At 31.3% G+C, this 12,757-nt stretch carries 9 protein-coding genes; 3 read left to right on the plus strand and 6 right to left on the minus strand.

Annotated elements, in window-relative coordinates; genetic code table 11:
* Positions 1 to 15: 15 nt before the first annotated feature.
* Positions 16 to 1,884 carry a helix-hairpin-helix domain-containing protein gene (locus IPK06_06310; protein ID MBK7979606.1) on the minus strand — a complete coding sequence of 623 codons (1,869 nt, stop codon included), beginning with the start codon at positions 1,882 to 1,884 and terminating at the stop codon, positions 16 to 18.
* Between the two features lie 79 nt (positions 1,885 to 1,963).
* Positions 1,964 to 2,761, minus strand: coding sequence for a hypothetical protein (locus IPK06_06315; GenBank protein MBK7979607.1), 798 nt, complete (start codon positions 2,759 to 2,761; stop codon positions 1,964 to 1,966).
* Positions 2,762 to 2,972: 211 nt separating this feature from the next.
* Here IPK06_06315 and IPK06_06320 point away from each other — a divergent pair, with 211 nt between their 5' ends.
* On the plus strand, positions 2,973 to 3,854 hold the full coding sequence (locus IPK06_06320) for a DUF4835 family protein (GenBank protein ID MBK7979608.1): 882 nt from the start codon (positions 2,973 to 2,975) through the stop codon (positions 3,852 to 3,854).
* Here IPK06_06320 and IPK06_06325 read toward each other — a convergent pair.
* Positions 3,851 to 4,975, minus strand: coding sequence for a GNAT family N-acetyltransferase (locus IPK06_06325; GenBank protein MBK7979609.1), 1,125 nt, complete (start codon positions 4,973 to 4,975; stop codon positions 3,851 to 3,853). The genes IPK06_06320 and IPK06_06325 overlap by 4 nt on opposite strands.
* A gap of 60 nt (positions 4,976 to 5,035) precedes the next feature.
* Positions 5,036 to 6,172 (minus strand): aminotransferase class I/II-fold pyridoxal phosphate-dependent enzyme, encoded by a 1,137-nt coding sequence (locus tag IPK06_06330; protein MBK7979610.1) that lies wholly within the window; start codon positions 6,170 to 6,172, stop codon positions 5,036 to 5,038.
* Positions 6,173 to 6,327: 155 nt separating this feature from the next.
* Between IPK06_06330 and IPK06_06335 the strand changes: the two genes are divergently transcribed.
* Entirely contained in the window at positions 6,328 to 7,317 is a 990-nt protein-coding gene (locus IPK06_06335) for an NAD-dependent epimerase/dehydratase family protein (protein ID MBK7979611.1), read from the plus strand.
* On the opposite strand, the gene IPK06_06340 is transcribed toward IPK06_06335, so the two are convergent.
* Together IPK06_06340 and IPK06_06345 are read right to left on the minus strand one after the other, a co-directional pair.
* On the minus strand, positions 7,248 to 7,715 hold the full coding sequence (locus tag IPK06_06340; GenBank protein MBK7979612.1) for a GIY-YIG nuclease family protein: 468 nt from the start codon (positions 7,713 to 7,715) through the stop codon (positions 7,248 to 7,250). The genes IPK06_06335 and IPK06_06340 overlap by 70 nt on opposite strands.
* Positions 7,690 to 8,094, minus strand: coding sequence for a hypothetical protein (locus IPK06_06345; GenBank protein ID MBK7979613.1), 405 nt, complete (start codon positions 8,092 to 8,094; stop codon positions 7,690 to 7,692). Before IPK06_06345 ends, IPK06_06340 begins: the two co-directional genes overlap by 26 nt.
* A gap of 149 nt (positions 8,095 to 8,243) precedes the next feature.
* Between IPK06_06345 and IPK06_06350 the strand changes: the two genes are divergently transcribed.
* A complete protein-coding gene (locus tag IPK06_06350; protein ID MBK7979614.1) occupies positions 8,244 to 12,734 on the plus strand; it encodes a hypothetical protein in 4,491 nt (1,496 codons plus the stop codon).
* The last annotated feature ends 23 nt before the right edge of the window (positions 12,735 to 12,757 follow it).

The raw sequence follows: 12,757 nt of genomic DNA on the forward strand, positions 1-12,757 counted from the left end.
TAACAGTATATTTAACTATAAAGTTAAGTCAAACTGCAAGCTTAATTTATTATCAACGTTTCCGATAATTTCCGAATAGCTTGAACCAAGTGATGTTTCGTTCGGCTTAAATGTATCTGAATATTTAATTGAAAGATTTACATTGTGAAAGATTTTATACTGAATTAAAAAGTAAAATCTAAATCCTTCACCAAATAACGCGTTATTGCTAAATACTCCCGATAAATCATTTTCAAATTCATAAATTCTGGAATTGTACGAATCGGTTTGAAAAAAAATATATCTTGAACTTAAAAATAATTTTTCATCCAATTTTAATTTTACGTCCTGATAGATTAAAAATCCGTTTTCTTTATTTGAGAATTCCTTATACTGCATCAGCTCAATTCTGCTCCTGCCATATATTGTTTTCGAAACATTATACTCAAATGACAATCTGTAATTTGTTTTAGAATATTGACCAATGTTTTCTTTGTAATTATTTTCAAATAACATTTCTTTATTTTCAATTTTTAATTTGAAGTTCACCTTTAAAGCGGAAAAGATTTTTCGTTCAAGAGTTAACAATACATCATCACCGGTAGAATTAAAGCCTATTAAATTATTTGAAAAGGGAAATGAAAAAATGTCGTAATAAAAATTTACCTTACCAAATTCCGTATTTGATTTTATCCCGAAATAAAATCCTTTTTCACTATTTGTATTGGAATTCTCTCCGAAACCAGAAGCAAAAAAGCTAAAATATTCTTTGTTATAATTTCTATATGAAACTGATAATTGCAGAGCTTTTGAGAAATTAAAATATATATTGTTTATAAATGCTGCTGCATTTTCAAATTTTGATATTTCTCCAGCAACATTAAGGACGTTAAAAAACAAGTTATAACTTACTGCGGAATATGAAAATTTTTTTCCATTAGGATACGGTCTGTTCTTCATTACTATGTTATTTTCAAAAATATTTCCAAAGTGCAGAAAATCAAGACTTATATTTGAATTTAAATTATAGCTTAGAAATGCCCCGTAATTTTGCAAATTTACATTGTTAAAATTATTAATTTCATTTTCAGTCCTATGATGACCGGATTGCAAAATACTGCTTATGTTTCCCATATTGTCTAGAGATGCATCAATTTTATTATAAGAATAAAAAGCTCCCAATTCCAAAAAATTTAAATTTGAGTGGAAGGCAATTCCTCTTAGAAAATTATTTTCATCTGCCGATAAATGGGGAATAATAAATCTTTGTTTTTTAATATTATTTGATACTTCGGCATTTTTTGAAATTGAATAAGGACTCCATAAGGTAAGACCTTGTCCAAATTCAACCATATAGTCGCCGGCAATGATATGTTTCAATAATCCATTTCCCATAAAAGAAAAGTAACCGGAATAATGATCGGCATAAGAAGTTTCTCCGGCGTCCTTTTCAATAATAATTCCGGTAGAAAAATCATTAAGTTTTGCTTTTAATCTGTTATTGGTTTTAAGTTTATTGCCGATAAATTTATTGTCAGTAAAACCTTTACGTTCCTGCAGTTCATTTAAAATTCTTGATCTAAAAATTAAAGAATGTGAAGTTCTTGCATTTTCTTTTGAAATAATTTTTACAAATAATTTCAGCAGTAAGATTAAATCCGGGTTAACGTTTTTAATAAATTGGAAGTCATTGAATGATGAATATTCTTTTAAAATTTTTCTGGTTTTTAATATTTCCTTTGCGTCTTGCTGAGTTAAAAATGGAATTTGTAAAAGATCTCTTTCTGAAGCTTTATTTATATCAATTTTATCCTGAATAAGGTTTTCCAAAATTTCATAATATTCCAAATCTTCATTTTCATCGGTTAAATTTTCAAGCAAGTCAAAAATATCAGAATCCATCATATCCGAAGTATCTGTTTGCGCTAAGAAAATTTGTGAACTAAATGAAATTATTATTATTAGATAATATTTAAATTTTATATTAAAAATTTATAAGAATTCCTAATTGATGTGTTAGACCCAAATCCTTATGCTGATTTACCGCATAATCAACTTTGAATATTGAATAATTTATTCCGGCTCCGGCGGAATATTTATCCGGATTATTTTGCACTCCAAATCTTAATGAAAAGTATTTTATAATATCGTATTCGATACCTGAACAAACAGATACGGGAAAGTTAAGTTGTTTGAAAATTGAAAAATGCACTACGGAATTTTTCAAAACCATATAAGAAATTCCGCTCCTAACTGATGCCGAGTTTGGGGAATATTCTTTATTTCTTAAAATATCATTTATTGCAAATCCCAAAAACAACTCTTTTGAAAGCGAATAACTGCCTCCGATCGAAATATTGAAGAAATTAACATTACCATAATTTTTAATTGCAATTGATTCATAATATGCTGAGAATCCGTAATAAAATTTTTCGTTATAATTATTACCATAACCTAAGTAGAATTTATTTTCCTTATATAAGTTAAATCCATAGTTCAATAATCCGACCGCAAAACTGCCGAGATCGGTTGTTTGATTGAATGCTAAGTACGCGTTTGCCATTTCTTTAATCCCAAATGGAGAAGGAGAATAATAAATACCAAATTGACTTGAAGGTATTTTGGCTAATCCTGATGGGTTTGTAAACAAAGAAAATACATCGTTGGAGAATGCAATATCGGAATGTGAAAGAGAAATTTGTTTTGCGCCGGGATCTAACTGACCTGAAATAAAATTGTTAAATAAAATTGATGCAAATATTATAATCTTTATTCTATTCATCAAAATATAAAAGATTAAGTAATGGTTACTTTCTAATTGTAATTTTTAAGATATAATTAATTTTTCAATAATAAAAGTCATTTGAAACTTTTTTGGGAAAATATTGTAAGCAGCCTGATCTGTAAATAAATTTATCTATGAATTAAAATATTGATATAGTAAATCCAAATAATTATTTTCAAATAGAAAATTCTTTTTAATGGGTAAAAAAATGAAGAAGTTAACATTTATATTGGCGTTTTTATTCGCCGGGTATATTTCAGCGCAAGAGCTTAACGCAAAAGTTACAATCAATACAGAAAAACTTGAATCGCTTGGCAAAGACAATTTAGAAGATTTTGCGCAAATTCTTCAAGATTATTTGAACAATAATAAATTTACCGGAGACGATTGGCAAGGGGAAAGGATTGAGTGCAATTTTCAACTGTTTTTTACATCTTCCAGTGAAAATACTTATAACGCGCAAGCCGTTATAACAAGCAGCAGAGATGTTTACAATTCGGAAACAAAATCGCTGATGCTCAAAGTGCAGGATAATAACATAAGTTTTAATTATGAAAAAAACCAATCTATGTATTTTAATCCATCTGAGTTTAACCCGTTGGTAAGCTTGTTGGATTATTACGCGTTTTTAATAATTGGTTTAGATATGGATTCTTATCAGCCACTTGCAGGAAATGAATTTTACACCAAAGCTTCAGATATTGCGATTTTAGGTTCAAACAGCACATTTTCAAAAGGATGGGCAATAGAAACTTCAGCGTATAATAAAAGAGGTTTGGTTGATGATTTATTAAGGTCAAATTTTCATCAATTCAGAATAGATTTTTATGATTATCATTATAACGGTCTAGATTTGATGGCAGATGATAAAGCTGAAGGAACCAAGAATATTGTGAAATTAATTAATGATTTGGACGGAATTTACGATAAAATTGGAAGAATGAATTTACTGCTAAAGGTATTTTTTGATACAAAACATAAGGAAATATACGCGAATCTAAAAGATTATCCGGATAAATCAATTTTCAAATTATTGAAAAAGATTGACCCTTCGCATATCTCGACATATGAACAGGGAATAATGGATTAAATTTCTTTTTCGTAAATTCTGTATTTTTTATAGATTCGGCCGTTCATAGTTTCAGCACCGCGGTTCATCATTAGGTTATCTTCAAGAATCCAGCTTGCTTCGCCCTGATAAATACCATTTTTTGCGGCTCTTACTAAGCATTCATAATATAAAAGTCCGTCTATTCCTTTATTTCTGTGTTCTGGAATAACGCCAAGTGTAATAATACGAGCCCAGGTCATTTTCTTCTTTTGAGTATATAACTTCAAAAATTGAAGAGGGAACAAACGACCTTTCATTGTTTTGAATATTTGATTGTAATCCGGCATGGCTAAAACAGCACCAATTGGTTCACCATTTATTTCCGCAAAAAATACAAAATCCGGTTTAATAAGTGGTTTTAAGTCTTTTGCAGCCGCATCAATTTCAGCATCTGACATCGGAACAAATCCCCAATTTGCAGCCCAAGATTTATTATAGACCATTTTAAATATATCTAATTCATGTTGAAAATTTTTCATATCAACCGAACGAATAGTAATGTTATAACGTTTTCTAACAATCTCAGCTACTCTTTTTATTTTTTCATTTTTACTCATTTCGGAATTCTGAATATCATAAGCATAAAGATCTTTAGCTTTTTTTAATCCGTAATTATCAAATAAATCTAAATAATATTTTGGGTTGTAAGTCATTAATAATCTGGGTGTATCATCAAAACCATCAATTAAAAGTCCGTACTCGTCATTTACCGTGGGATTTGCCGGTCCGCGCATTGCGGAAAAACCATTTTTCTTCAGCCAATCTTTAGCAGTATCTAAAAGTTTATTTGCAACTTGCTGATTGTTAATAGATTCAAAAAATCCAAAAAAACCGACATTATCGTTATGAACTTCATTATGGGTTACATTTTTAATTGCGGCAATTCTGCCAACGGGTTCATTATTTATATAGGCAATAAACAATTCCATATCATTATTGCCGTCTTTAAAAAAAGGATTTTTATATTTGTTTAATATTTTCAATTTATCCATGTAAAGAGGCGGAACCCAATTCGGATCGTTTTTATAAATGTTAAAAGCAAGTTTTAAAAAATTTTTAATTTCTTTAACGGTGATTTGCTTTACAATAATTTCGTCCATAACATCCTCTAAAAAAAAAGCATACATCATAATGTATGCTTTTAATGGAAAAACAGTAAATTATACTAAACCTAATTGTTTACCAATCAATTTAAATTTATCAATAATTTGATTTAAATGACTTTCTTCGTGTGTTGCCATATAACTTGTGCGCATCATTTGTCTTCCCGGCGGCACGCCTGGAGAAATAAATGCATTTACAAATATTCCTTCATCATATAACATTCTCCACATTTTAAATGCCAACTCATCGCTGCCAACAATAACAGGTACAATTCCCGTTCTTCCCTCTATAACATTAAATCCGGCATCCAAAAATCCTTTTCTAATATATTGAGCATTCCAAATCAATTTATCGACCAATTCAGGTTGCTCTTCTAAAATATTTAATGCTGCCAAAGCAGCAGCAACTGAAGCAGGGGTTGGAGAGGCACTAAAAATTAAAGCCGGAGCATGGTGTTTAATATAATCGATTACTTTTGCTTCACTTGCCACAAATCCGCCCAAAGAAGCAAAAGTTTTGCTGAAAGTACCCATTGTCATATCAACTTCGTTTACTAAATTAAATTCGCTTGCGGTTCCGCGTCCGCCTTTTCCTATAACGCCAACAGAATGAGCATCATCTATTAATAACTTAGCGTTATTAGACTTTGCCAATTCAACAAGCTTTGGTAATTCAACAATCTCACCGCCTGTGCTGAAAACACCGTCACTAACAATTAGCTTTGCGGCATCTTTTGGTAACTTACTTAAAACTCTTTCAAGATCAACCATATCATTATGTTTGTATCTTAAAAGTTCAACTGTTGCGCCTCTAGCGATTAAATTTCCGGCAACTATACAAGCGTGATTATCCTTATCGGAAATCAAATAATCACCTCGCTGTACTAAAGTCGGTATAATACCTTGTGCAGTTTGATATCCTGTACTAAATAATAAAACTGCTTCTTTCCCTAAAAATTTTGCCAATCGATTTTCTAATTCAATATGTAAATCAATAGTTCCAGTTAAGTATCTTGACCCCGAACATCCAGTACCATATCGGTGAATTGCATCAATTGCCGCTTCCCTTACTTTTGGGTGGCCTGTCAAACCCAAATAATTATTTGAGCCCGCCATAATAATTTTTCTGCCTTCAATAGAAACAATGGGTCCTTCATTTTCTTCTACTGCTCTAAAATAAGGATAAACTCCCATTGCTTTAATTTCATCAGCTCTCGTGAAATCATAACACTTTTTAAAAAGATCCAAAACGAACCTCCAATTGTATTTTCTTTGTATATTTATAAACTATTTTTATTCTAACACAAAAAAGTATAATTATATCTAATTAAAATCAAATTAAAATACGTATGAAAAAAAACATTGCGGTGGTAACAGGCGGAACAGGTTTTGTTGGAAGCCATTTAGTTGATTTACTTTTATCCAAAGATTTTACAGTGCGTTGCATTGTTAGAAAATCAAGTAATTTAAGATGGCTTAATGGAAAAAATGTTGAAATTTATGAATCTGGCTTATATGATAAGGAGAAATTAAAACCAATTTTTCAAGATGCGGATTATATTTATCATGTTGCCGGAGTTGTAAGATCGAAAACAAAAGACGGATTTTACAAAGGGAATGTTGAAACAACAAGAGCAATTTTAGATACTATTAAAGAAAATAAAATTGACATTAAGCGTTTAGTAATTGTAAGCAGTTTAACAGCGTGTGGACCGGCTGATGACGGGAAACCTTGCACCGAAGAAACGTTACCTCATCCATTAACAACTTATGGAAAGAGTAAATTAGCGGAAGAAGAACTGGCAAAAAAATATATGGATTCCATTCCAATTACTATTTGCAGAGCCCCGGCAATTTATGGCGAACGCGAGGAAGATATTTATGCAATGTTTAAAGGTGTAAAAAAAGGTATAATGACGCTTGTTGGATTTGATAATAAAAAATTGAGTTTGATACACGGAAGGGATTTTGTGAATGGGATATATTTGGCATCAATTTCCGAAAAAGCTAAAAATGAAATTTATTTTATAAGTTCCGAAGAAATTTATGATTGGAATCAAGTCAGCGATGAAATGGAAAAGGCGATTGGTAAAAAAGCTTTAAGGATTAAGATTCCGCATTTTATTATTTATATAATTGGTGCGATTTCTCAGTTTGTGAATTATTTTGTGAAAAAACCTGCAACATTTAATTGGGAAAAAGCGACTGATTTTGTTCAAGCAAATTGGACGTGCGACGTTACTAAAGCAAAACGAGATTTCGGCTATACTCAAAATATTTCATTATCAGAAGGAATGAAAAGTACTGTTGATTGGTACAAAGCTAATAATTGGCTTTGATCAATTGGATTCTTCGAAAAAAGCAAATGTGAAAAACACTTACTGCAATCGGAATTCCCGAAATTTTTTATTTTATGCGTAAGCTTAAATTGTTTTTCCAAAATTTGGACTAAATTGCATTCTTCATCTTTACTTTGGTCATTTATTATACAGACTGAATTGGTCTTTACATTCAAATTCGAAGTTATATAATCAATATGCCAGTGAATTTTTTTCTTTTTCTTAAAATGCCGAATGACTCGTTTTGTTAAATTTTTCTGCCCGCTTCCAACATAATAATAATATCCTTTTGGGAAATTCTGTTCGCCAAATTTTTGAATAATAATTTTAGTATTTCTAAAGAATTTGACTTCGAGGATATAAATTCCGGAATTAATTTGCTTTTGCTCCTTCTTCAATCCATGTTTTAATTCCCTGAATCTGATTATCTGTAAGTGGCGGAACCGTTCCAAACGGAGGAGGCATAATTGAACTTCCTGAATTTCCTTCAATAGCCCAAACTAATTTGCTGTTGTTCGGAAATCCCGGAGAAACTATTAAAGGATCTGCAGTAGCTCCTGCCCAAGTTGTTAAATCCAAGTTTGATGCAGCCGTTTCACTTTCGTGACAACCGCTATTTGTACATTTATAATTAAAAACCGGCTGTATGTATTGCGAATAACTTACGTTTTCTGTGGGAATATCAACATTATCTATATCAGTAACTCCGTTTCCGTCGCAATATAATAATGTAAAGATTAAAAGTACCGCAACAAGAAAAATATGTATGTTTTTCATTTTTAAATTCTTTATGTGATTTGAATAATATCTTTTTAAAAATAATTATGTTTTTTAACAATTGGAAATCTCTTTTTGGATAAAGTTTTTATGTTTTCTTAAATAAATTATTTTATTATTTTGAACTTTAATAAATTTTAAGCACAACTATGAAAAATGTTAAAAAATTATTGTTTTTCTTATTATTACTAAACTTTAAGAGTTTTGGACAATTTACATTGCAAATAACTGCCGCAGGAGCTGGAAGCGGTCAAATTTCAGTTAATGGGGTTACACAGAATTCAACATATTCAGCACAATTTACTAGTAATGAAACGGTAAATTTATCAGCAATTGCAAATACCGGAAGTCATTTTTTTGATTGGTCCGGTGATCTTGTTTCTACAAATTCAAATGAAAGTATTTTGATGGATTCTGATAAATCTATTACAATTACATTTGAACTAAACCAATATCAAATAAATTTATCACAGGAACCTCCTGTTGGGGGTACAGTTACAGGCGGCGGTAATTATTTATATGGTGATGAAGCTGTTGTAAGTGCAACAAGTAATTCGAGTTATGATTTTGTTAACTGGACTGAAAACGGAACACAAGTATCTACTTCAGCCACATTTAATTTTACAGTTAATTCTTCAAAAAATCTTGTCGCCAATTTCGCACTAAAAAATTATAATATTAGTGGAAATACGGGTATTGGTTCCGCTACCTTAACTTGGTTGGACGGAACTACAAAAACTGCGACTTCTGCTGTAAATGGAAGTTATACGATAACTGTGCCTTTTGGTTGGAGTGGAACAATTACTCCTTCTAAGACAGGTTATACATTTAACCCTTCGCAAAAGTCATACGTAACCGTTATTTCAAATCAAAGCAATCAAAATTACTCAGCTGAGTTAAATACTTTTACAATTAGCGGAAATACCGGAATTGGCTCAACTACATTAACTTGGATAGACGGAACAACAAAAACCACAACTTCTGGAATTGATGGAAGTTATTCTATTTCTGTTCCTTATGATTGGAGTGGAACAGTAATTCCATCAAAGCCTGGATATACATTTACGCCGATTCAAAAGTCATATTCTAATATTGTATCTAATCAGAGCAATCAAAATTATTCCGCTGAATTAAATACTATTTCAATTAGTGGCAATACCGGAATTGGTTCTGCAACATTAACCTGGGTAGACGGGACAACAAAAAACTCAACATCTGGAAGTGACGGAAGTTATTCTATTTCTGTTCCATATGGCTGGAGCGGAACCGTTACGCCGACAAAGACAGGCTATACTTTTACTCCAACGCAAAAATCATATTCAAATATTATTGCTTCTCAAGTTAATCAAAATTATACAGCAGCAATTAATAATTTTACAATAAGCGGAAATGCTGGAACAGCTTCAGTGACATTAACATGGGTAGACGGAACAACTAAAACAACTACCTCTAACAGCGATGGGAGTTATTCACTTTCTGTTCCATATAGCTGGAGCGGAACTATTACACCAACAAAAATAGGTTTTACTTTTTCACCGACACAAAAAAATTATTCTAATGTAATATCAATACAATCTAATCATGATTATATTGCTTCAATAAATACTTTTACAATTAGTGGAAATGTTGGAACGGCTTCTGCAACATTAACATGGGTAGACGGAACAACAAAATCAGCAACTTCTGGAAGTGACGGAAGTTATTCTATTTCTGTTCCTTATGGCTGGAGCGGAACTGTAGCACCTTCAAAAACCGGATATTCATTTACACCAGCACAAAAGATTTATTCAAATGTAATAGCAAACCAAACTAATCAGAATTATACCGGTTCTATTAATACATATTCTATAAGTGGTAATACTGGAATTGGAACTGTTTTATTAACATGGATAGATGACACTGAACAAACTACTACTTCCGCGGCTAATGGTACATATACAATTACTGTTCCTTATGATTGGAGCGGAACTGTAACACCTACGAAAACCGGATATACATTTGTTCCTCCGCAAAAAACATATTCAAATGTAATAATAAACCAAACTAATCAGAATTATTCGGGGACAATTAATACTTTTACTATAAGTGGTAATACAGGAACAGGTTCGGCAACACTAACTTGGTTTGACGAAACTGAAAAAACTATAAATTCGGCAACGAATGGAAATTATACAATTACAGTTCCTTATGGCTGGAGCGGTACTGTTACACCTTCAAAGATCGGTTATTCTTTTTCTCCTGCACAAAAAACATATTCAAACGTTGTTTCATATCAAGTAAATCAAAACTATAGTGCAGCGTTAAATGCTTATACAATAAGCGGTAATACTGGAGTTGGATTTGTAACATTAACATGGGTCGATCAAATTGAATTAACAACAACCTCAGATCAAAATGGTAATTATTCTATTTCTGTTCCCTTTGGATGGAGTGGGACAATTACGCCTTCAAAATTAGGCTATACTTTTACACCTCAATTAAAAAATTATTCGGATGTTGAAGCAAATTTATCTAATCAAAATTATACAGCAGCGTTAAATAAATTTGGAATTAATTTTACTTTACTGGGTACTGGATCTGGTAAAATTAAAGTAAATGGGACTGTACATAATTTACCATATAGTGAAGAATTCAATTATAATTCAATTGTTGCTATTGAAGGAATTCCATCTGTTGGGTCCAATTTTACAAATTGGAGCGGCGATATTTCAGGCACTACCAATCCAACTTCAGTAAATGTAATTAGTAATAAAAATATTGGAGTAAATTTTTCTATAAAAAAATATTCAATTTATTTGTCAAAAGCTCCAGTTCAAGGTGGAACGGTTACTGGTGCTGGTGATTATGATTATGGAAAAGAAGCTACTGTTATCGCAACTCCAAGTAAAGGTTATAGCTTTACAAACTGGACGGAAAATAATATTACGGTTTCACTAGATTCATTATATAAATTTACAGTTGATACAAGTAGAACCTTAACCGCTAATTTTTCAAGAAGAGTCAGAACAGTTACAGCGTTTGTAAATCCGGAATTAAGCGGAGTTGTTACTGGTGCTGGGAATTATAATGAAGGTGATCTTGTAAATATGATAGCTTTTCCATCAAACGGTTGGCGATTTGTTAATTGGACTGAAAATAATAATGTTTTATCAGCTGACAGTATTTATTCATTTAATATTTTATTTAATAGAGCAATTACAGGTAATTTTACAAAAAAGAAATATGCAATTGTTTTATCAATCAATCCTGAAGGAAGTGGAAATTTAAATGGAGCCGGGGAATATCACCACGGAGATATTGTTACAGTTTCAACTTCAGCAAATGAAGGCTGGGTTTTCAAAAATTGGACTGAAAATGAACAGAATATTTCCTCAAATTCAACTTATTCATTTACAATTTCAAGTCCGAGAAATTTTACTGCTAACTATGAAAAGAAAAAATATACAATAACAACAAGTGCATTTCCTATTGCTGGAGGTACAACAGCAGGAGGGGCAACATATTCACATGGCGATACCGTAACAATTGTCGCAACGCCAAAAAGTTCAGATGGCTATGATTTTATTAATTGGACAGAAAACGGATCTGAAGTTTCCACTAATAATACTTTCACATTTCTTGCTGATAATAATAGGACATTAGTCGCAAATTTTAGGTTAAGAACATATTCAATTGTGCTTTCTGCTTATCCTGCAAATTCAGGGTCTGTTACTGGGGGCAATACATATACACATGGACAAAATGTGGTAGCTCAAGCATCTCCTTCCAGTGGTTGGTTATTTGTCAATTGGACTGAGGATAATGTTAATGTATCAAACAATTCTACATATGGTTTTATAGCAAATAAAAATAGAACACTTACTGCAAATTTTTCGAAGGACATATATTCAATAAGTTCAGTTTCTTCTCCATTAGAAGCAGGAAGTATTTCAGGAACGGGATCTTTTTATTATGGACAAACTGCAACTTTGATAGCTGAAGCTAATCCCGGTTGGAAATTTGTTAACTGGACAAAAAATGGTACTATAGTTTCATCAGATACTGCTTTCATTTTTAATGTGAAAGGTTCTGAAAGTTTTGTTGCAAATTTCAAACTTGCGGATTATTTAATAAATTGTTCAAGTTTGCCAATTGAAGGCGGTTTTACCTCAGGTTGTGGAATTGCTCGATATAACCAGATTATGACTTTAAAAGCAGAAGCTAACGATGGTTATAGATTTATTAATTGGACGGAGAATGGAGTAATTGTTTCAAGCGATGCGCAATATGAATTTACTGTTAAAAAAAGTATAAATGTTATTGCAAATTTTGATTTTATTTCAAGTATTGAAAGAGAAGATTTTGAAAGCATTCCTGACCACTATTTTATGTCTAATGCATATCCTAATCCATTTAATCCTGAAACAAAAATTAAATTTGGTTTACCTGAACAATCAATTGTAAATTTAATTATTGTAGATATTACCGGAAGAATTGTTGATAATGCGATTGATGGTGTAATTTTACCAGCAGGAAATTTTACAAACAATTTTAGTGGAAAGAATTTAGCAAGTGGAATTTATTTTTTCATTTTGAACTCTAAATCGACAATTTCGGAAAAGCATTTTAGAAAAACCGGAAAATTAATTTTATTAAAGTAAAATTTTGTTTACATATTATTTTT

The sequence above is a fragment of the Ignavibacteriota bacterium genome, from assembly GCA_016713565.1.
In the GTDB taxonomy this organism is placed as follows: Bacteria; Bacteroidota; Ignavibacteria; order Ignavibacteriales; family Melioribacteraceae.

Excerpts from the sequence above, each read along its gene's own strand:
- IPK06_06310 (MBK7979606.1), bottom strand. The coding sequence starts at position 1,884 with ATGATGGATTCTGATATTTTTGACTTGCTTGAAAATTTAACCGATGAA.
- IPK06_06345 (MBK7979613.1), bottom strand. The coding sequence starts at position 8,094 with ATGAAAAACATACATATTTTTCTTGTTGCGGTACTTTTAATCTTTACA.
- IPK06_06320 (MBK7979608.1), top strand. The coding sequence starts at position 2,973 with ATGAAGAAGTTAACATTTATATTGGCGTTTTTATTCGCCGGGTATATT.
- IPK06_06315 (MBK7979607.1), bottom strand. The coding sequence starts at position 2,761 with ATGAATAGAATAAAGATTATAATATTTGCATCAATTTTATTTAACAAT.
- IPK06_06330 (MBK7979610.1), bottom strand. The coding sequence starts at position 6,172 with ATGGGAGTTTATCCTTATTTTAGAGCAGTAGAAGAAAATGAAGGACCC.
- IPK06_06335 (MBK7979611.1), top strand. The coding sequence starts at position 6,328 with ATGAAAAAAAACATTGCGGTGGTAACAGGCGGAACAGGTTTTGTTGGA.
- IPK06_06350 (MBK7979614.1), top strand. The coding sequence starts at position 8,244 with ATGAAAAATGTTAAAAAATTATTGTTTTTCTTATTATTACTAAACTTT.
- IPK06_06325 (MBK7979609.1), bottom strand. The coding sequence starts at position 4,975 with ATGGACGAAATTATTGTAAAGCAAATCACCGTTAAAGAAATTAAAAAT.